Annotated in this window: 14 protein-coding genes; 3 read left to right on the top strand and 11 right to left on the bottom strand. The window is 61.9% G+C overall.

Annotated elements, in window-relative coordinates; translation table 11 throughout:
* Window positions 1-297 precede the first annotated feature (297 nt).
* The 5 genes from ENJ54_07335 to ENJ54_07315 form a co-directional block, all read right to left on the bottom strand.
* Entirely contained in the window at window positions 298-906 is a 609-nt protein-coding gene (locus ENJ54_07335; protein HFC09642.1) for a CoA pyrophosphatase, read from the bottom strand.
* 2 nt (window positions 907-908) lie between these two features.
* Window positions 909-1742 carry a tRNA (adenine-N1)-methyltransferase gene (locus ENJ54_07330; protein HFC09641.1) on the bottom strand — a complete coding sequence of 278 codons (834 nt, stop codon included), beginning with the start codon at window positions 1740-1742 and terminating at the stop codon, window positions 909-911.
* Window positions 1743-2080: 338 nt separating this feature from the next.
* A complete protein-coding gene (locus tag ENJ54_07325) occupies window positions 2081-5326 on the bottom strand; it encodes a serine/threonine protein kinase (GenBank protein HFC09640.1) in 3246 nt (1081 codons plus the stop codon).
* A 284-nt stretch (window positions 5327-5610) separates the two neighbouring features.
* Window positions 5611-7083 carry a pyridoxal-phosphate dependent enzyme gene (locus tag ENJ54_07320; GenBank protein HFC09639.1) on the bottom strand — a complete coding sequence of 491 codons (1473 nt, stop codon included), beginning with the start codon at window positions 7081-7083 and terminating at the stop codon, window positions 5611-5613.
* A 48-nt stretch (window positions 7084-7131) separates the two neighbouring features.
* Window positions 7132-8157, bottom strand: coding sequence for a glycosyltransferase (locus tag ENJ54_07315; protein HFC09638.1), 1026 nt, complete (start codon window positions 8155-8157; stop codon window positions 7132-7134).
* Window positions 8158-8363: 206 nt separating this feature from the next.
* On the opposite strand from ENJ54_07315, the gene ENJ54_07310 reads away from it, so the two are divergent.
* Window positions 8364-9488 (top strand): radical SAM protein, encoded by a 1125-nt coding sequence (locus ENJ54_07310; GenBank protein HFC09637.1) that lies wholly within the window; start codon window positions 8364-8366, stop codon window positions 9486-9488.
* Between the two features lie 152 nt (window positions 9489-9640).
* Here ENJ54_07310 and ENJ54_07305 read toward each other — a convergent pair whose 3' ends face one another.
* The 6 genes from ENJ54_07305 to ENJ54_07280 form a co-directional block, all read right to left on the bottom strand.
* Window positions 9641-10690 (bottom strand): electron transfer flavoprotein subunit alpha/FixB family protein, encoded by a 1050-nt coding sequence (locus ENJ54_07305; protein HFC09636.1) that lies wholly within the window; start codon window positions 10688-10690, stop codon window positions 9641-9643.
* Window positions 10687-11505: an electron transfer flavoprotein beta subunit/FixA family protein gene (locus ENJ54_07300; GenBank protein HFC09635.1), complete on the bottom strand. Its 819-nt coding sequence runs from the start codon at window positions 11503-11505 to the stop codon at window positions 10687-10689. Before ENJ54_07300 ends, ENJ54_07305 begins: the two co-directional genes overlap by 4 nt.
* A gap of 85 nt (window positions 11506-11590) precedes the next feature.
* On the bottom strand, window positions 11591-12793 hold the full coding sequence (locus ENJ54_07295) for a butyryl-CoA dehydrogenase (protein HFC09634.1): 1203 nt from the start codon (window positions 12791-12793) through the stop codon (window positions 11591-11593).
* Between the two features lie 106 nt (window positions 12794-12899).
* On the bottom strand, window positions 12900-13409 hold the full coding sequence (locus tag ENJ54_07290; protein HFC09633.1) for a phosphatase PAP2 family protein: 510 nt from the start codon (window positions 13407-13409) through the stop codon (window positions 12900-12902).
* A 2-nt stretch (window positions 13410-13411) separates the two neighbouring features.
* A complete protein-coding gene (locus ENJ54_07285) occupies window positions 13412-13969 on the bottom strand; it encodes a hypothetical protein (GenBank protein ID HFC09632.1) in 558 nt (185 codons plus the stop codon).
* Window positions 13970-14085: 116 nt separating this feature from the next.
* The gene (locus tag ENJ54_07280) at window positions 14086-16239 is read right to left on the bottom strand and encodes a DNA helicase UvrD (protein HFC09631.1); all 2154 of its coding nucleotides are present in this window, start codon (window positions 16237-16239) and stop codon (window positions 14086-14088) included.
* Window positions 16240-16557: 318 nt separating this feature from the next.
* On the opposite strand from ENJ54_07280, the gene ENJ54_07275 reads away from it, so the two are divergent.
* Both ENJ54_07275 and pyrB read left to right on the top strand, forming a co-directional pair.
* A complete protein-coding gene (locus tag ENJ54_07275; protein HFC09630.1) occupies window positions 16558-18741 on the top strand; it encodes an aldehyde:ferredoxin oxidoreductase in 2184 nt (727 codons plus the stop codon).
* 299 nt (window positions 18742-19040) lie between these two features.
* Complete coding sequence (pyrB, locus tag ENJ54_07270) at window positions 19041-20033, top strand: aspartate carbamoyltransferase (protein HFC09629.1); 993 nt, start codon at window positions 19041-19043, stop codon at window positions 20031-20033.
* Window positions 20034-20104 lie beyond the last annotated feature (71 nt).

Raw genomic sequence — 20104 nt, 5'->3', positions numbered from 1 at the left:
CACCTTAGAAGCGCCGCCCACCGGCACAGCGCAGCCCTTTGCTGCGGCCATTTACCCCGACCTCGCCGCAGCCCTGGAAACCTTGTGGCAGCACCCCGAGACCACCACCACGCCGCTCCCCCTCAAACTCGAAGTCTTTGACGCCACGGTGGTTACCCCCGGCAGGCAGCGGTTAGTCGAAGCCGTACGCGACCGCCTGGAAGCCGGATGGATTGCGCCGTAGGCGGAGCCCAGGCGCGCTACCGTCAGCCGCAGCCACCCTCACAAGCCCCAAAAGGCCTCCCGCTGCCAGGCCCCCTACAGCCCCAACGCCTTCAGCAAGGTCAAAACAATGCGCGCAGTCGCGCCCCAGATGACTTCCCCTTCGTAAGGCTGGAAAAAGGTCGTAGAAATCGGCGGCAGCCCCGGCCCCAGGTGGCGGGTGCGGGTTTCCCGATGCGCGGGGTCACGTAGCCAGGCCAACGGCACGACAAAAAAGCGTACCACTTCACTTTGCGAAGGGTGCAGCGGCAAGGGCCAGGGAATGCCCCCCACCACCGGCGTAATCCAGAAATTGCTCACGGTCCGGTGGCGCGGCAATGTACCCAGCACGCGCACCGCGTGGGGCGGGAGGCCAAGTTCCTCTTCGGTTTCCCGCAAAGCCGTAGCCACCAGCGTGGGGTCTGTGCGTTCCTGCTGACCGCCGGGGAAGGCCACCTGCCCGCTGTGAGGGTCGTGCGGATGGGGCGCGCGGTGGATGAAAAGCGTGTGCCACGCCCCCTCGTGCTGAAAGAGCGGAATGAGCACCGCGGCCGGGCGCGGCCTGCCCGGTAGTGCCGCCTCGGGGTAGGGGTCAACCGGGGGATGGCGATAGGCAGCCAGGCGGCGGCGGATATCGTCTTCGTCGCGCAAAGGGCAGGCGGGCATGGTCAGGCTTCCTCGGCTGCCACCGGGGTCTCCGGCTGCGGGGGCGGGGCAGGGATCACCGGCCGGGCGAAAATCAGGTAGCCGGTGTGCGCCACCATGCGGTCGGTAGGGCGCAGGCGTTCCGGCACCGGTTTGTAATAGCGCAGCAGCACCTCGCAGACGTCAATGAAAGCGAAGTCGTTGGCCTGCAACGCCGCGACCAGGCGGGAAACCTGATTGGTGGTCGGCACCAGACTGCCAAAAAAGCCGCCTGTTTTCAGGGCTTCCCGCGCCTGGGGGATGTAGTCTTCAGGGTTGGGAACATCCAGGAACAAGGCGTCGGCCTCGCGCTCATCAAAACCCTCAGCAATGTCGCGCAGTTTGAAAGTCACGCGGTCTTCCAGGCCCACCCGCCGCAGGTTGCGCCGGGCAAGGCGCTGCATTTCGGCGCGGCGCTCGTAAGAAATCACCTGGCCTTCACGCCCCACCGCAAAGGCCAGGGCGGTCGTCAACGCGCCTGAGCCCGTCCCTGCTTCTACCACTGTCTGGCCCGGCCCAATGCTCAGGGAAACCAGCACGAAGCCAATATCTTTGGGGAACATGATCTGGGTGTTGCGGCGGGTCTCTTTGAGCAGGTCGGCAAGCGAGGGACGCAAAAGGTAAAAAGGCGTGCCCAGGTGCGAATAGATCTCTGTGCCCCACGACAGGCCAATGAGGTCATCGTGCCTGACCACGCCTTTGTGGGTGTGCAACACCTCGCCGGGGGTCAGGCGCAACAGGAAGAAACGATGGCCTGTGCTCAGCAATTGCGCCAGGTCACCGGCGCGAGCATGAGAATCGTAAAGGGGAAGGCTCATAAGAAAACACCTTTTGGGAAAGCCAAAAGTGGCGGGTATCAGATCTTGTCAGCCCTGGCAGGGAAACGCCGCAGACGCCACAGAAGAGTGGTTTTCGTGAAGCGCGCTTTTGTCCATCCGTGGCACGCCCCAAAGCATTCTCACACGTGATTGTGGTAATCCAGAAAGCACGATCAGCCCTGCTTGTGGCCAGATCTCACCTATCCCCCGATGAGCGTCACCGTAGCCGGGGTAGGGAGAGATCAAGCAAAGCAACTTGGCCTTGGGCACCGCTGTGGGCAGCCTAAACCCACCATCAGGGTTGATTACGCCCCAAGGCCCACTATGCCGAAAGGCGCTCAACCGAACAAGGCCTGGACGTCTTCCGGCGAAAGTTCCTTGAGGAAACTGCTCTCGGTGGCAATCAGTTTTTCTACCAGTTCCTTCTTTTGCTCCTGCAATTGCAAAATTTTCTCTTCCACGCTTTCGCGGGTGATGAGTTTGAAAATGAAGACTGGTTTATCTTGCCCGATGCGGTGGGTGCGGTCAGAAGCCTGGCGTTCTACCGCGGGGTTCCACCACGGGTCAACGTGGATGACATAGTCGGCCGCGGTCAGGTTGAGCCCCACGCCGCCCGCTTTCAGACTGATGAGGAAAAACGGCACCTGGGGGTCGTTCTGGAAACGATCGACCTGTTCCTGACGGTTACGGGTGCTGCCATCCAGATAAGCGTAGGGAATGCCCCGCTCATCGAGGGCTTCGCGTACCAGACGGAGCATTTGCACAAACTGGGAAAACACCAGCGCCTTGTGCCCTTCACTGTGCAGCGTTTCCAGCGTATCCAGCAACACGTTCATTTTACCCGACTCGCCGCGGAAACCGGGGTCAATGAGTTTGGGATGGTTGCTGGCCTGCCGCAGGCGCAACAGGCCTTCCAGAATCTTCATTCGGCTTTTGTCAAGCCCTTCTTCTTCAATCAGGCCGATGAGCAACTCGCGGTAGTAATCGCGCAGTTTGAGGTAAAAACGGCGCTGGGCGGGTTCCATCGGGCAGTAAATCACCCGCTCGGTGCGCGGCGGCAATTCGGGGGCAACCTGCTCTTTGGTACGGCGCAGGATGAAAGGATACACCATCCGGCGCAGGGTTTGGGCCGTTTGCTCATCTTTGCTCTTTTCAATGGGCCTGACAAACTGCTCTTTGAAATAATCCAGCCCGCCCAGCAGGCCGGGCATGACAAAGGCAAACTGCGCCCAAAGTTCGAAGGTGTTGTTTTCCACCGGCGTGCCGGTCATTGCAAGGCGGTGCTCGCTTTGCAGGCGGCGGGCGGCGCGGGAGGTTTTCGCCAGGGGGTTCTTGATGGCCTGCGATTCGTCGAGCACGATATAGTGGAAGCGATAGCCGCGCAGTTTTTCATTGTCCACCCGCATCACGCCGTAGGTGGTGAGCACCAGGTCGTAGTCGGCAAAGGTCTCGACGGGCGGGCGCTGGGGGCCGAAATAGGCCAGCACTTTGAGGCCGGGGGTGAATTTTTCCACCTCACGCTGCCAGTTGATGAGCAGGGAACGCGGCACCACCACCAGGTCGGGGGCTTGCGCGTGGCCGCTTTCCCGCAGCGAAAGCAGGAAGGCCAGCACCTGCACGGTTTTGCCCAGCCCCATGTCGTCGGCCAGAATGCCGCCAAAGCCGTAGTCGTGCAAAAAGTGCAGCCAGTTATAGCCCGCCAACTGATAGGGGCGCAACGCGCCGCGCAAACCTTTGGGCAGGGGGTGCTCGGCAATACCTTCAAAGTCTTTGAGTTGCTCCAGGCGCTGCCGGAATTCAGCGTCTATCTCGGCCTGCTCTGCCTCTTCGGCCAGTTCTTCGAGCATCAGGGCGTGGAAGTCAGCAAAGCGGAGCGTGTTGGTGGTTTCATCCGTTTCGGCAGCAAGGCCAAAAAGGCGTTTGTAGCGCTCCAGCCATGCTTCCGGCAGGCGGCCAATGGAACCATCGGCCAGTTTGACATAGCGGCGCTTTTTGCGCAGAGCGCGTTTGATTTCGGCCAGCGAGACGGTCTGCTCACCGAACTGCACCACGGCCTGCACATTGAACCAGTCGATGCCCGAGGTGATGTTGACCGAAAGGGTGGGCTGGTGGCGGCTGACACGCACCTTTTTGATGTTTTCTTCACCGTAAATTTCAAAACCCGCGGCAGCCAGAGCAGGCACCTTATCGAGCAAAAAATCCACCGGTGAGGTGCGGGCTCGCAACAAGAGCAGGGCTGGCTCGTCTCCCGTGCCGCGCTTGAGGCCGTATTTCGCCTGGACGGCTTCGTGATGCCAGCGGCGCTCGGCCTCGGGATCGCGCTGCACCCGATAGAACTTCCAGGGGTCGTGAGGGTCTTCCAGCGTGGTCACCTCGGGCACGGGCACTTCGTAAAGCACCTCGTGCTCGCCATAGGCAAAGCGCAACTCTGCCCCCAGCGTCTCGTCCACTTCCTGCAAATAAAGCCGCGGCACTGGCTCAGCCCGCACCGGCTCATACGTGACCACCCCGCCTTCCAGCGGACGCCCCAGTTTAGCCAGCAGGCGGGGCAGGTATCGGTCGCGGAAGTCTTCCACCTCTTGCTGCGGAATGAACAAAGGATTGCGCAGAGCCTCCAACCATGCTGTCAGCCCCTTGAGATCAGCGCGCACCAGCCAGGTCTCATCCACCAACAACCAGGGAGGGCGAGAGGAAACCTCGTGGACGTCGTGCGCCTCCAGCACCCGGTTGCCAATCCGCATGTGGGCGCTGAGTTGCAAGCCCCCATCCACGGCTTCCAGCGCAAGCACCAGGTGTGCCCCTTCTCGCGCAATCTTGAGCGCCCGCCCCCGCCGAGGCGAAGCAAAATAAACCGGGATGTTCCACTCGACGATGGCCTCCAGCGCCTCGCCGAGAGGCACCTCCGCACCCCCGTAATGGCCGCGACGCCCCAGGGCAAAGGCCAGCGCCACGGCACCCGGGGGCGCGTTGAGGGCATGGATGCCATACCGGGAAGCAGGCAAGCGGCGCTGGAAATGGTCTTTCGCCCACCCCGCATGGGCCTCAAGCCATTCGGCCCATGCCGCAGGGGTTTGCGGCCAGTCTTTCCGGGGCAAAACGCGCTTCAGGGTGCTCTCCGAGAGCCAATAAGGCTCGAGGACAAAATCGGCATCGTAATAGTAACGGCGGGAAAGCACAAACACCAAAAGGTAAAAAGTCCCCCTGGCCTGAATCGGGCTCAATGCCGGCAGGCCAAGCATTTTGCGAATCTCACGTTTCCAGGGAAGCCGAAACTCCCCTTCCCCGCTATCCTGTTTTTGCAGGGTTCGCCGCAGGGTAACCGCCGCCGCCACACAATGTTTGCAAAATTTTTTCTCCTGCCCTACGGGGCAGGTGCAATCGTAAAGCAGGTCATCGCCAAAAACTTCCAGGAAAACCCGGTAAGGCCGGGGGCGGCTGCCTTGCACCAGGAAACGCGCGGCATCGGTCGTAATGTCGATAATTTGCACCCGCCCCTCATCGGCATAGCGCATCCCGCGCGCATAAGACCTCGCGCCCGCTTTGCGAAAGAGGTAACTTTCAGAGAGAAAACGGAGATCCCACATAGAAAATCACAAAGGGAAGACGGTTAATCGGCCAATCGGGCCCACCTGCCCGGCAAGAAGCCCTGCCCCCGTGGTGGCTACCGCCACGGCAGGGGGAAGGAAGTCGCCCCGCCTCCAGAACGCCTGCCGCACCCCCCAGGCCAAACGCCTGCCGCCGCCCGACCTTCTTCAGCAGCGGGCCTGGGAAAAAACAGGCAAAACGGCAACACAACGTCAGCCCCCAGGGAGGCGGGTGTCCACCTCCCCTGGGGGCTCAAAGCAAGTTGCCGCGCGAGCAATCGGCTTTAGCCCTTCAACACCCGCTCGTTGAAGGCCTTGATCAGTTCGTCGATCTGCGGCACCAGTTCCTGGATGCGCTTCCAGTATGCCTTGTCGTACCACTGCGCCCGCAGTTCGTCGGAATTCTTGCCCTGTTGCTCGACCCAGGTGAAATATTTGAGGTTGTGCACCCGTCGGCGGTCGGTGTAGCGCAGTTCCAGCAAGTTGCCCAGGTCGGCTCCCTGGAGGTAGTGGGCGTAGTCCACCGCTGCATCCTGCTCGGTGTATTCGCCGTGGGCTTCGTGCATCTCGCGCAGGCGGCTCTGATACAGTTCCATCGAATCGGTCAGCACGGTCAGCACCACATCGTGCTCGCCCAGTTCGTAGTACTTGGCGAACTTGATGGCCATCAACATATTGGCGATACCCGAGAAACCGAGCAGGTCAAGTTGGGCCACCAGTTCCTCAGGCACGCCCTGCTTCACCAGATAAGCCCGCCCGGCAGGTTCGTTGAACAGGCGCGCCAGGCTGACCACAGCGTCGTCGTCGATGTCGATGATCATGTCGGTATTCTTGACGTTGTGAATCCACGGCACGTGCTTGTCGCCAATGCCTTCGATGCGATGCGCGCCGAAGCCGTTTTCCAGCAGGGTGGGGCACTGCAAAGCCTCGCCGGCGGCGATCTTGCTGCTGGGGAAGATTTGCTTCATGTAGTCGCCGCAAGCAATCGTACCGGCAGAGCCGGTGGTCAGCGTCACACCGCGGTATTCATCCTGCGGGCCCATGACGCGTTCCAACACCTCTTCCATCGCATGGCCGGTGACATCGTAGTGCCACAGGTAATTGCCGAATTCCTCAAACTGATTGAAAACGAAGATGTTGTCGCGCGTACGGCGCAGTTCCCACACCTTGTCGAAGATTTCCTTGACGTTGCTTTCGCTGCCGGGGGTCTTGATGACCTCGCCAGCCACTTTGGAAAGCCACTCGAACCGCTCTTTGCTCATGCCCTCGGGCAAAATGGCGATGGATTCACAGGCCAGCAGGTTAGCGTCGTAAGCGCCGCCGCGGCAATAATTGCCGGTGGAAGGCCATACCGCCTGATGCGCCGTAGGGTCGAACTGCCCGGTGACCAGCCGCGGCACCAAGCAGCCAAAAGTAGCGCCCACTTTGTGCGCACCGGTGGGGAACCATTTGCCCACCAGGGCAATGATGCGCGCCGGCGTGCCGGTCAGGCTCTCGGGGAATTCCAGAATGTTGACCGGGCCGAAATCGCCGCCAAAGGGCTTGGGCTCGTTGTGCCAGGTAATGCGGAACAGGTTGCGCGGGTGCAGATCCCACAGGCCGATGTTGTGTAATTCCTCGCGGATTTCGGCAGGGATCTTGCTGGGGTCCTTCATCTGCTCAAAGGTTGGGATGATGATATCGCGCTCGCGCGCACGCTCCACGGCGTGCTTCAGCCCCTCTTCGTGGATGGAAAGGTCAAACTCGGGGTAAGTCATGGTAGCTGCTCCTTCAAAAAAGATAAAATTTGTTGCCTGATTGGCTGGTTACCTAGTTGAGAAATCCTCGGGATGGCCGGAAGCCATTGCCGACCCGGCTTGCGCACGCGGTGGCCGGGCAGGCGAAAGCGTCTCTTCCGGGGCTTCGGCGACGACATACAGCGGGCGGCCTTTGGCTTCGTCGTACAGGCGCCCCACATACTCGCCCAAAATACCCAGGGAAATCAACTGCACGCCGCCCAGGAAAAGCACCGCGATCAGCGTGGAAGCCTGGCCATAGAAGGCTTGCGAGCCTGTCAACCGCAACACCACCACCACGGGAATGGCAACGATGGCCAGCCCCGCCGAAGCGAACCCCAGGTAGGTTGCCAGTTGCAGCGGGAAATACGAAAACCCCGTGATGGCGTCCAGGGCGAACTTGACCATCTTGCTGAGGGGGTATTTGGTTTCCCCGGCGAAGCGCGGGGCGCGCTTGTAGGGCACGCCGGTTTGACGGAAGCCCACCCATGAAACCATCCCGCGGATGAAGCGGTGGTGCTCCGGCATCTGCCGCAACACGTCCACCACCCGCCTGTCCATCAGTCGGAAATCGCCCGTATCCAGGGGAATCTTGACGTCGGTAATGCGGTAAATCAGGCGGTAAAACAGCGCCGCGGTGGCTTTCTTGAACCAGGTTTCGCCCTCGCGCTCGGCGCGCACGGCATAGACCACCTGATAGCCTTCCCGCCACTTCGCCACCAGGTCGGGGATCACCTCCGGCGGGTCTTGCAGGTCGGCATCCATCAAAATCACGGCCTCGCCACGGGCAAAGTCCATCCCGGCGGTGACGGCAATCTGGTGGCCAAAATTGCGGGCAAAAATCACCGGCCTGACGTGCTCCGGGTCTTGCTCGCGCAACTGACGGATGACGTCGGTCGAACCATCAGTAGAGCCGTCGTCCACCAGCACCAGTTCCCACGGCTCACCGAGGCCCTCCATCACCGCCCGGACACGGCGATAGAGTTCCGGCAGGCTTTCCCGCTCATTGTAAACGGGGGCTACAATCGAAAATACAGGGGAAGCGGATGGATTCATAGGGTTCATTTTATCATTGGCCGACGCAGAGAGAAAGGTGCCTTGCCTTGCCGACGCGCAATTTACGGAGACCTATTTTATCACTATTGCCTCCACCGCGCCTTCAACGCCGGACTTCGCTTACGCTCCGCCCTCCGCTCAAGATGCGCCACCCTTGTGCCGGCCCAACCCTTGCAACACAAGAACTTTTGTTCTATCATTAAGGCGTGGATGCCCTGGAGAAACTGCGCTTGCACGCGCAAGAAGCCGACCTGGACCGCGACGCGGGCAACACAGCCTGCCCCCTGCGCACCGACCACCTGCCGGTTTATTGGGCTGCAGCCGGGGGGCGGCGGGTGCCGATTTTGAAGACGCTGCTGACCTCCGCCTGCGAGCGCAACTGCGCCTATTGCCCCTTTCGCGCCGGCCGCGATGCCCGCCGCCAGACGTTTCGCCCCGCGGCGTTGGCCTCGCTGATCGAGCAATTGACGCACAGGGGAATGGTCGAAGGCGTGCTGCTCAGCAGCGGCATTGCCGGGGGCAGCGTAGCAACGCAAGATCGCCTGCTGGAAACCGCGGCTATCTTGCGTCGGCGCGGCTACACCGGCTACCTGCACCTCAAACTCATGCCCGGCGCGGAGCAAGCCCAAATTCTGGAAGCCCTGCGGCTGGCCGACCGCGTCTCGGTCAATCTGGAAACCTCAGGGGCGCGCTTTCTCCGCCGACTGGCACCGCAAAAACGCTTCTGGGGTGAGTTGCTGCAAACCCTGCAACGGGCTGTCAACCTGCGGCAAGCCCCGCCCCAAGCGTACGGGCGCGCCCGCTGGCCTTCCTTAGTCACCCAGTTCGTCGTGGGCGCGGCTGGGGAAAGCGACCGCGATCTGCTCACCTGGACGGCGCGTTTGTTGCAGGAATTCGGGCTGCAACGGGTTTACTTCTCGCCCTTCCGCCCCATCGCGCAAACGCCGCTGGAAAATCTGCCAGCAGAGCACCCCGACCGGGTGCGGCGGCTTTACCGGGCCAGTTTCCTTTTGCGCGATTACGGCTTTTCGGCAGAGGAACTTTTCCCACCCGGCGCGCACGCCCTGCCTCACGATGACCCCAAGGCGTGGTGGGCATGGCACCACCTGCGCGAGCAACCGGTCGAAATCAACACCGCGCCGCGCGAGCAACTGCTGCGGGTACCAGGCATCGGCCCCAAAAGAGCGGAAGCCCTGTTACGCGCGCGGCGGCAAGCCACGCTGCGCTCGCTGAGCCAGTTGCAGGCACTGGGCATTCCCCCAGAGCGGGCCGCCCCCTTCATCTTGCTGGACGGTCGCCGTCCGCCGCGGCAGGCGAGGTTGTGGGCATAAAACCTGTCCCAACGCCCACGGCGAGCCACACCTCTTCGCTTTGGGTTCCGTGGCGCTGTTCCCTCGGCGCGCTGAGCCGACACAAAGGCGCCAAAACCAAAAGCCGGTGGGCAAACCCACCGGCTTTGCAATCGGTCTCAACCCAGGCCGACTTACTTCTTCCCTAACTTCTTCTTGAAGGCCTCGTTGAGGGCAGGGACGATCTTCCACAGGTCGCCGACCACGCCGTAGCGGGCGAGTTTAAAAATCGGCGCTTCGGGGTCGGTGTTGATCGCCACGATGACCTTGCTGTTGCGCATCCCGGCCTGGTGCTGAATCGCGCCAGAGATGCCGCAGGCGATGTACAGGTCAGGGGAAACCACCTTGCCGGTCTGGCCGACCTGGTGTTCGTAGGGAATGTAGCCTGCGTCGACGGCCGCGCGGCTGGCACCGACGGCAGCGCCCAGGGTGTCGGCCAACTCGCCGATGAGTTTAAAGCCTTGTTTGGCGCGCCACACCTCGATTTCGTTTTCGTCGGTGATGTCAGGGGGCGGGGCCAAATCGGGGTTGTTAGAAACGCCCCGGCCGCCGGAAACGATGATGGCCGCCTCGGTCAGGCTGACGCCGCCCTCGGTGGTGGCATATTCCACCACTTTGGTGGCGATATCGTCTTCGCTCAAAGCGGCATCCACTTTCACCACCTCACCGCTGCGGCTGGTGTCGGGTTCTGGCTTGGCAAAAGCGCGCACGCGCAGGGTGATGATTTGCGGCTCACCCTCGGCCACGGCTTTGGCCAGCAGTTTGCCCGCGTAGACAGGGCGCGTGGTCACGATTTTGCCGTCCACCACATCCATGTCGATGATGTCGGCAATCACGCCTGCATCCAGCGCTGCGCCGGCCAGCGCGGCCAGTTCGCGCCCGCGGGTGGTGGTGGGGAACAGAATCACCGCCGGGCTGTGTTCCTGTGCAGCCTTGGCGAGGGTTTCCACATAAGGCTCGGCGCGGTAATCGTCGAGAGTAGCGTCGTCGGCCACAATCACCTTGTCAGCGCCGTAGTGGAAGGCTTCCTGCACAATACCGTCCACACCGCTGCCCAACACCACCGCGGCCACCCCACCGCCCAGTTTCTCGGCCAGCATCTTAGCCGCGCCGATGGTTTCCCACGAAGGCATCAGGGGTTCGCCCTTGAAATGGTCAATGTAAGCCCAGATCTGCTTGCTCATAGCACCTTCTCCGCAAGGATTTTGTCGGCCAGTTTCTCGGCAATCTCTTCGGGGGTGTCGCCCTCGATGAACTCGCACACCACTTCACGCTTGGGCGGGTTCTGCAATTCGGGCAGGCGCACTTTGACCGCCGGGGCTTCCAGGCCCAGGTCGGCCAGGCTCCAGACAGGCACCTTGGCCCGGGCAGCCTTGCGGATGCCCATGAACGAGGGGTAGCGCGGTTCGCCGAAATCTTTGGCCACGCTGACCACCGCGGGCAGTTTGGTGGAAAGCACCTGGCGGCCCTCTTCGATGGTGCGCTCGGCGGTGAGTTTCTTGCCGTCGGGGTCGATTTCCCGGAAGGCAGCCACCAGACCGACGTAAGGCCAGCCGAGCAAGCGGGCCGTTTGGGGCGGCGTGAGGCCGGTATCGCCATCGATGGCCTGGCGGCCGAAGAAGACCATATCCACATCGCCGATTTTCTCGACCACGGCTTTGAGCACCTTGGCCGTGCTCAGGCTGTCGTCTTCGGCGAGAGCGGGGTCTTCGATGCGAATGGCGTCGTTGCAGCCCATCGCCAGGGCGCGGCGGATGGCCTCCAGCGCGTTCTCGTCGCCCATGCTGACCACGGTCACCGAGCCGCCGTGGGCCTCTTTCGTTTGCAAAGCAGCCTCCACGGCGTACTCATCCCAGGGGTTGAGCACCAGGGGTGCATCGCCCCAGGTCACGTTCCCGGCCTCGTCCACCTTGACGGTGGCCGCCGTGTCGGGCGTGACTTTGACGAAAACGATGATTTTCAAAGTACACCTCCATCCATTTGGGGTTGATTGGTCAATTAAGGGATTGGGGGATTAGGAATTCGGGATTGGGTATAAGATTATCCCGCATCCCGAACCACAAACCCCGAATTACGAATCAACGCTACTCCTGCCACTCCTCCGGGTCGTAGGGGGGCAGTTCAATGCGCAGCGGCTTGTCTTTGCGATAGCCAAGGGCGTAGTCGGCCTGGATGAGCGTATGGATTTCGCTGCTGCCTTCGTAAATCACCGAGCCGCGGGCGTTGCGGAAGAAGCGTTCCACATCATACTCGTCGCTGAAACCGTACGCGCCGTGAATCTGAATGGCGTCGTTGGCGGCCTGCAACGCGGCTTCGGTAGCAAACCACTTTGCCATGGAAGTGATGCGGGTGGCACGAATGCCGTGGTTCATCTGCCAGCCGGCTTCCAGGTAGAGCAAGCGCCCCATTTCATAATCGCGCGCCATGTGGGCGATCTTCTGCTTGATGAGTTGGTGCTGGCCGATGGGCACGCCGAAGGTCTCCCGCTCGCGGGCATAGCGCACGCTGGCATCGAGGGCCGCCCGAATCAGCCCCACTGCGCCGGAAGCCACGGTATAGCGGCCGCGGTCGAAGGCGCTCATGGTAATCTTGAAGCCCTCACCTTCCTCACCCAGGCGGTTTTCTACCGGCACTTTCACATCCTGAAAGGCAATCCAGCCGGTGGAACCGGCGCGCACACCGAGTTTGCCCTTGATATCGCCGCGCTTGATCCCGGGGGAATGCAGATCCACAATGAAAGTGGAAAGCCCGCGGTGCGGTTTCTCGGCTTCCGGATTGGTGCGGGCGGTCACGATGGCATAATCGGCCAGCGTGGCTAAGGAAATCCACATCTTCTCGCCGTTGAGGATGTAGTAATCGCCTTCGCGGCGGGCGCTCATCTGGATGTGGGCAAAATCGGAACCGTGCCCAGGCTCGGTAAACGCCCCACAGCCGATTTTCTCGCCCTTTGCCAGCGGCACAAGGAACTTCTGCTTTTGCTCTTCGGTGCCCCAGTGGAAGATGGTCTGCGCGCACAGGCCCATGTGCACGGCCATCACCACCCGCAAAGTGGAATCGGCGTATTCCAGTTCTTCACATACCAGCCCCAGGGAAATGTAATCAAGCCCCTGGCCCCCGTATTTAACCGGAATGCCCACGCCTAAAATCCCCAACTCGGCCATGCGAGGGAGAAGCGGCGCGGGCTCATGCTTGCGGTCGTATTCCCGAATCACAGGGATGGCTTCGGCGCCAAACTTACGCACCATATCCACGACCATTTTATGCTCTTGGGTAAGGGCGAAATCCATGCTAGCCTCCGGCAAAGCGATAAGGTGGGAAGATAAAATTCGGGCAGATTATACCATGCCACCCCTCATGGTCGAAAAGTGCAAGACGTCACATTTTTCATCCCATTTACAGCCACAGCAGCACGCCCAGCCCTCCCAACACTCCCAGGAAGCCCCCGGCTACCACATCCGAAAGATAATGCACCCCCATCGCGACGCGCGCCAAAGCCACTAAGGGCGCCCACACCGTCAACGCCACGGCCAGCCACCACGGCCCCAACCCCCACGCCAGCACCGCCAGCAAGGCCGCCCGGGCCGCATGGCCCGAGGGGAAGGAATGCGGGTCGGTGGCGCGATAGATTGCACCCCATTCCCCCGCGGGGCGGCGGCGGCGCACGGTGAATTTGATGCCCAGCACCAGCAGCGCCAGCCCAAAAACGCTGACCGCCATCACCAGCGCCCGCGCCCGCCAGGCCGCATTGCCCAGCAGCGCCACCACCGCCAACCCGGCAAACCAAAACCACGAATCGCCGGAATGCGCCAGAAAAGCCGCCGCTCGCCGCAAGGGGCCGGGCTGCCCGGCAAGCCGCAAACGGCGGGTCAGACGCACATCCCACTGTAAAACTTGCTGCAACATGCTCACTTCTCCGCAGGGTGCGCCAGCGCCAGCAGCGCCAGAATTTCGGGCGGGATTTCGTCTTCCGTGTGGCGGGCGCGGTAAGGCTGAGCCGCGCGTTCCCGCAGGGCGCGCCACAGCAGGCGGCGTTCCTCGCCTTCCACCACCAGGTTGTGCAATGTGGTCGCCGCCAGCAACCGCTCGCCGGTGGTGTAGAGGAACGTGACCCGCTTCCAGCGGCCGGCTTCAATGGGGTGCGGCAGGCGGCGCAGCGCCCCCAACTGGATTTTGTAGTAGGTTTCGTGGGCGCGCGGGTGGTTGGGCTCATCGCGGAAGAGTTCCGCGCGGGTCACCAACTCGTGGCCTTCCACTGGCGCAGCCCATTCCACCCGCCAGCGGTGGGCTTCCCCAAACGCGGCGGGCTGGTAAAACGCCAGCCAGTCCACAGCCACCACTTTGGGCGCGGTTGCCAGGGGGATGCGATACCACCCCAGCACACGGGCAATTTCCAGATCCCGCGGGTGGGGCAGAAAAGCCACCAGTACCAGATCAGTCGGTTGAGGCAGAGCAGGCGTGGACATTGGGCCAAAGAGAACCACAGATTTGTCGAGGCACAGATCAGGCAGGAAGTTCAAAAAGAGAGGCGTCTACAAATCAACCGGGCAACCAGGCACCCACGCAACCAGGCAACGAACCTTTACCCCACGGCTTCCAGCCGGGCGAGGGCGGCATCCACCCGTTTGAGGCCCACGCTGTCGAAGACCACATCCACCAGTTCCGCGCCGTCTTTGATGCGGCTGCCGATCACCATTCCCTCGCCCCAGCGGGGATGGCGCACCTTCATGCCAGAAGCAAAGCGAGGCTCGATGACCGGGGGCGCTTCAGGTTCCCAGCGGGGGGTGAAGATTCCCTCGCCAGCACGCGCCCGCGGGTGGTCGCCTTCCACCAGGTCGGGCGGAATTTCTTCCAGAAAGCGGGAAGGCGCGGTCGGCTCGGCATAGCCATACACGGTGCGCATTTCGGGGTAAGTGAGGTAGAGGGCGTTTTTGGCGCGGGTGATGCCCACATAGAACAGGCGGCGCTCTTCGGCCATGGCGTCGCTGTCTTCCCACGAGCGGCTGTGGGGCAGCAGCCCCTCGACCAGCCCCACGATGAACACCTGCGGGAATTCCAGCCCTTTGGCCGCGTGGAGGGTCAGGAGCACCGGTGCGTTGGCGTCGTCGCGGAGGGTATCCTGGTCGGAAACCAGGGCAACTTCTTCAAGGAAGGCGCTCAACCCCTCATCGGCGTAGCGCTGGGCCAGGCTGTGGAGTTCTTTGACGTTTTCCCAGCGGGCTTCGCCCTCATCGGTGCCGTCGAGGAGGTAATCTTTGTAGCCCACATCGGCAAGGATGGCAGCCATCAGGTCGGCAGGCGGGGTGGTAAGGGCCAGTTCATACCACTGGGCGAAGGGGCGCGCGAAGGCCAGCAGCGCCTTGAACGCCCGCGCGCCGAAAGCCTGCTGGTAATCCTCGGGTGCGGCCGCCATGTGGAGCAGCAGGTTGCCGGGGGCCAGGCCCGCCCGGCGGGCAATCGTGCGCAGCGCGGCGATGGTCTTGGTGCCAATGCCCCGCGGCGGGACGTTGATGACCCGCATCAGGCTGGGTTCATCGGCGGGGTTGTGCGCCAGCCGCAGGTAAGCCACCACATCTTTGACCTCACGCCGCCCGTAGAAACGCTGCGCCCCCACGATGCGGTAAGGCAACCCGGCGCGCAGGAAGGCTTCTTCCAGCACGCGCGATTGGGCATTGGTGCGGTACATGATGGCAAAATCGCGCGGCTCGGCCTGCCCGCGCGCCACCAGCGAGGCGATGGTTTCCACCACGTAGCGGGCTTCTTCCCGATCGTCGTAGGTGCGGCGCACGGTGATTTTCGCGCCGGCACCCCGGTCGGTAAACAGGCGTTTGCGGTGCCTGCCCTGCAGGGGAGCAATCACGGCCATCGCCGCGTCCAGAATGCGCTGGGTCGAGCGATAGTTCTGCTCCAGCAAAATGACCCGCGCGCCGGGGAAATCGCGCTCGAAGCGCTGCACGTTGCGGTAATCGGCCCCGCGCCAGCCGTAGATGGACTGGTCGGCGTCGCCCACCACGAACAAGTTGCGGTGATAGGAACTCAGCAGCCGCACCAGGTCGTATTGCACCATGTTGGTATCCTGAAATTCGTCGACCAACAGGTGCTGAAAGCGGCGGGCATAGCGCTCGCGCACGGCAGGTTCGTGGTTCAGCAGGTAGCGCGTCCAGAGGAGCAGGTCGTCGAAATCCAGCAGGTTGGAAGTGAGCAGCCGCTTCTGGTATTCGGCAAACACCTGCTGGGTGATTTCTTCGCCGTAGGTGGTGGGGGTGAAGTCTTCCGGGAACAGCCCTTCGTTTTTGAGGCGCGAAATGGCGGCCTGCAGGCGGGTTGGCGTGTATTGCTTGGGGTCGTAGTTCAGTTCCCTGAGCACCTGCTTGATGAGGCGTTTCTGGTCATCGGTGTCGGCAATGGCAAAGTTGGCCTGGAAGGGCAGGTGGTCGGCTTCCCGCCGCAGGATGCGGGCGCAAACCGAGTGGAAGGTGCCCACAGTCAGACCGCGGGCCTGGTCGCCCAGCACAGCAGCGATGCGGCTTTCCATTTCACGGGCGGCTTTATTGGTAAACGTAACCGCCAAAATGTGAAAGGGGCGCACACCCAGAGCGCCGATAAGGTAAGCCACCCGATAGGTCAACACGCGGGTCTTCCCCGAGCCGGGGCCAGCCAGCACCAGGATGGCGCCGGGGGGAGCGGTGACGGCTTCCTGCTGCTGCGGATTGAGCGTCGCGAGGTAATTCATCATGTGCCAATTGTACCCTGAAAGTCTCTTTTCGGCCCAAGTAAGGAGAAACCACAGATTACGCAGATTCCACAGAAAAACATCCACCGATGGACGCCGATTTCCACAGAGCAACACACCGATGGCACAGAAAAACCACAGAAAAGCGCTTTGCGCTCTCTGCTCCCTTCGCGCCTTTGCGTTAATTCCTGGCCTGCCTGGCGTCATTTTCCCATCCGTGGCCTGCCTTGGAAAGCCGCCCAGTTACGCTTTCCCAGCAACGCAATGCGGTATAATGAAAGCGCCCCGAACTTCCACCCTTGATTCCTTGAGGAGGCTTCTATGGCCACAAATCCGGCATCTGTTGAAGAACTACAGGCTGCCCACAAAGTGCTCGCCGAATACACCTACGAACTTCGCCCGGTGGAACGCGGCTACGCCAACCGCACGCTCTATATCAACCTGGATGACTACACCATCAAGGAAAAGCCCGTCACGCAGGAGATGAAAGAGCGCTTCACCGGCGGTAAAGGCTTTGCCCTCTGGCTGCTATGGAACGCGGTCAACGACGACACCAAGTGGGACGACCCGGAAAACGAACTGCTCATCGCCAGCGGGCCGATTTCCGGCAATACGGCCTACCCCGGGTCGGGCAAATCCACTGTGGTGTTCATCTCGCCACTGACCAAGCAGGTCGTCGACAGCAACGTCGGCGGCTATTTCGGGCCTTACATGAAGTTCTCCGGCTTTGACGTGCTGGAAATCCAAGGTAAGGCCAAGGAAGATGTCATCATCTTCATCGATGGCGACCACGGCAAGGTCACGATTGAATCAGCCCCACTGGAAGCCCTGGACACCTACAACCTCAAAGAACAACTCGCCGAAATGTACAAAGGCGACAGCAAGAAAGGTAAACTGGCGATTTCCACCATCACCGCCGGTCCAGCGTCCGAACACATCGACTACGGCGCGCTGAATTTCAGTTGGTACGACGTCCGCCGGAAGGAAATGCGCGTCAAACAGGCCGCGCGCGGCGGTTCGGGCACCGTTTTCCGAGACAAGAAAATCAAGGGCATCGTGGTGCGCTTCAGCAACCTGCGCCCCGATTCCAACAACCCCGCCGACATGTCGCTGGTCAAGAAAGCCGGCAAGCGCATCAATACCGAAATCTGGGAACTGGACGACAAGCAAAACCAGATGCGCAAAATCGGCACGCCCTATCTGGTCGAAATCATGGACCACTTCGACCTGCTGCCGGTGCACAACTACAAATTCGGCTCCCACCCCGACGCCCACAAAATCGATTCCACCGTCTGGAAGAACCTCTTCAGCCAGGGCATGCCCGACGGCTGCTGGGCGGGGTGCCAGCTCTCGTGCTCCCACGGCGTGGACCATTTCCACCTGAAAACCGGCCCCTTCAAGGGCAAAGCCGTGCTGGTCGACGGCCCCGAATACGAAAACGCCGCCGGTTTCGGCGCCAACATCGGCACCTTCGACCCCCTTGCCGTGCTGGAGATCAACTTCTACTGCGACACCTACGGCATCGACACGATTTCCTTCGCCAACACCGTGGCCTTCTGCATGGAATGCTGGGAAAACGGCATCCTCAACGCCGAGCGCACCGGCGGGCTTGACCTGACCTGGGGCAACACCGAAGCCGTGCTGGAAATTCTGCACCAGATGGCCCGCGGCGAGGGCTTCGGCCTGCTGGTGGGCAAAGGCACCCGCTACCTGGTGGACTACTTCGCCGACCAATACGGCGCCGACCGCCAGTTCCTCAACGACATCGCCATGCACAACAAGGGCATGGAAATTTCCGAGTACGTCACCAAGGAATCCATCGCCCAACAGGGCGGCTACGGCCTCACCCTCAAAGGCGGCCAGCACGACGAAGCCTGGCTGATCTTCATGGATCAGGTCAACAAGCAACTGCCCACCTTCGAAGACAAAGCCGAGGCGCTCCACTGGTTCCCCATGTGGCGGACGTGGTTCAGCCTGCACGGCCTGTGCAAACTGCCCTGGAACGACATCATCCCCGCCGAGAACGACAAAACCGACGAGCCGCACAAAGTGCCCGAACACCTGGAAAACTACACCTGGCTGTACGAGGGTATTTTGGGCAAGAAGGTCACACCCGACGACCTGATCTTTGAATCCGAGAAGGTCTACAACTTCCAGCGGGTGTTTGCCGTGCGCTTAGGCTACGGCACGCGGGAATACGACTACGTGCCCTACCGCGCCATGGGGCCGGTCACCGTCGAGGAATACGAATCCCGCCAGGAACGCTACGACAGCCAACTGCGGGAACTCGGCCACGACGTGGACAAGATGAGCACCGAGGAAAAGGTAGCCGCGCTGCGGAAGCACCGCTACGCCGAGTACGAAAAACTGATGGATGCGGCCTACGCGCGCCGCGGGTGGGATAAGCACGGCATCCCCACCGTGGAAAAACTGAAGGAACTGGGCATCGACCTGCCCGAAGTGGTCGCCGTGGTCGAAAAAGCGCGGGCGCGCTACAACGACTGACCCCCAAACCTCCCCACCCCGAAACCGGCGGGCGCGACGCTCGCCGGTTTTTGCTTTCCCCCGCGGCGCAGCCGAATTTGCGCGCCAAAAATTCCCGCCCTGGCCCTCTTTGTGGTATAAATGGCAGGGCATCCCCCAGAAAGTTGCCCAAACACCACACCCCCTGCACCGCCGCCGCGCCGGCGGGGTCGCTGCGCGCAAGCGGCACCCCGGCGCGCGGCCGTGCCGCGCGGGGCGATGCCCTCCCACCAGCCCGCCGGGCGCCCTGCCCGCTCCCACCCGCTGAAGGAGGTTTCCCCATGTCCGCTTTCCTGCCCCCCCAACGCCCCACCAGCCGCCACCTGCCGTTCGGCGACCGCCGCGACGCCCCGTTCTACGGCAAACACATCATCTCCGTGAAGCAATTTTCCCGCGACGACCTGACCTACATCTTCGAAGTCGCCCACGAAATGCGCGAAATGGTGCTGCGCGTCGGCTCTTTTGACCTGCTGAAGGGCAAAATCCTCGCCAACCTCTTCTACGAACCCTCCACCCGCACCTCGTCGTCGTTCACCTCGGCCATGGAACGTCTCGGCGGCAGCGTGATTCCCATCAACGAAGTGCGCTACTCCTCCGTTGCCAAAGGCGAATCGCTGCCCGACACCGTCCGCACGCTGGAATCCTACGCCGACGTGGTGGTGCTGCGCCACCCCCAGAAAGGTGCTGCCGCGCTGGCCGCCCAATACGCCCGCAAGCCCATCATCAACGCGGGCGACGGCACGGGCGAGCACCCCACCCAGGCGCTCCTCGACCTCTTCACCATCGTCGAAGAACTCGGCCAGGTGGACGGCCTGACCATCACCATGCTGGGCGACCTGAAATACGGCCGCACGGTGCATTCCCTTGCCCGCCTGCTTTCCCTCTACGATGTGCGCCTGAACTACGTTTCGCCGGAAATCCTGCGGATGCCGCCCGAAATCCTGGCCGAACTGGAAGAAAAGGGCATCCCCCAGGCGGAATACAGCACCCTGGAAGACGTCTTGCCACAAACCGACGTCCTCTATGTCACCCGCGTGCAGAAAGAGCGCTTTGAAGACCCCGCCGCCTACGAGCAGGTCAAGGGCGCGTACATCATCACCCCCGAAACCATGACGCAGGCCAAAAGCCGGATGATCCTGATGCACCCCTTCCCGCGCGTCGGGGAAATCAGCATGGACGTGGACGCCGACCCGCGGGCCGCCTACTTCCGCCAGATGGAATACGGCCTCTATGTGCGCATGGCGCTGCTGGCGATGGTGTTGGGGAAGGCATAGCCGGTAAGCGGGAAGCCTTCCCGCCCGGGCAGGCCGCAAGAGATGGACAACTCATTGACACAATGGAGCGT

The sequence above is a fragment of the Chloroflexota bacterium genome (assembly GCA_011322445.1).
GTDB lineage: Bacteria > Chloroflexota > Anaerolineae > Anaerolineales > DRMV01 > DRMV01.
This window is presented reverse-complemented; position numbering and strand designations above follow the sequence as displayed.

What these genes read in the sequence shown, in the direction of transcription:
- ENJ54_07335 (HFC09642.1), bottom strand. Translation starts at nt 906, where the DNA reads ATGCCCGCCTGCCCTTTGCGCGACGAAGACGATATCCGCCGCCGCCTG.
- ENJ54_07330 (HFC09641.1), bottom strand. Translation starts at nt 1,742, where the DNA reads ATGAGCCTTCCCCTTTACGATTCTCATGCTCGCGCCGGTGACCTGGCG.
- ENJ54_07325 (HFC09640.1), bottom strand. Translation starts at nt 5,326, where the DNA reads ATGTGGGATCTCCGTTTTCTCTCTGAAAGTTACCTCTTTCGCAAAGCG.
- ENJ54_07320 (HFC09639.1), bottom strand. Translation starts at nt 7,083, where the DNA reads ATGACTTACCCCGAGTTTGACCTTTCCATCCACGAAGAGGGGCTGAAG.
- ENJ54_07315 (HFC09638.1), bottom strand. Translation starts at nt 8,157, where the DNA reads ATGAATCCATCCGCTTCCCCTGTATTTTCGATTGTAGCCCCCGTTTAC.
- ENJ54_07305 (HFC09636.1), bottom strand. Translation starts at nt 10,690, where the DNA reads ATGAGCAAGCAGATCTGGGCTTACATTGACCATTTCAAGGGCGAACCC.
- ENJ54_07295 (HFC09634.1), bottom strand. Translation starts at nt 12,793, where the DNA reads ATGGATTTCGCCCTTACCCAAGAGCATAAAATGGTCGTGGATATGGTG.
- ENJ54_07290 (HFC09633.1), bottom strand. Translation starts at nt 13,409, where the DNA reads ATGTTGCAGCAAGTTTTACAGTGGGATGTGCGTCTGACCCGCCGTTTG.
- ENJ54_07285 (HFC09632.1), bottom strand. Translation starts at nt 13,969, where the DNA reads ATGTCCACGCCTGCTCTGCCTCAACCGACTGATCTGGTACTGGTGGCT.
- ENJ54_07280 (HFC09631.1), bottom strand. Translation starts at nt 16,239, where the DNA reads ATGATGAATTACCTCGCGACGCTCAATCCGCAGCAGCAGGAAGCCGTC.
- ENJ54_07275 (HFC09630.1), top strand. Translation starts at nt 16,558, where the DNA reads ATGGCCACAAATCCGGCATCTGTTGAAGAACTACAGGCTGCCCACAAA.
- pyrB (HFC09629.1), top strand. Translation starts at nt 19,041, where the DNA reads ATGTCCGCTTTCCTGCCCCCCCAACGCCCCACCAGCCGCCACCTGCCG.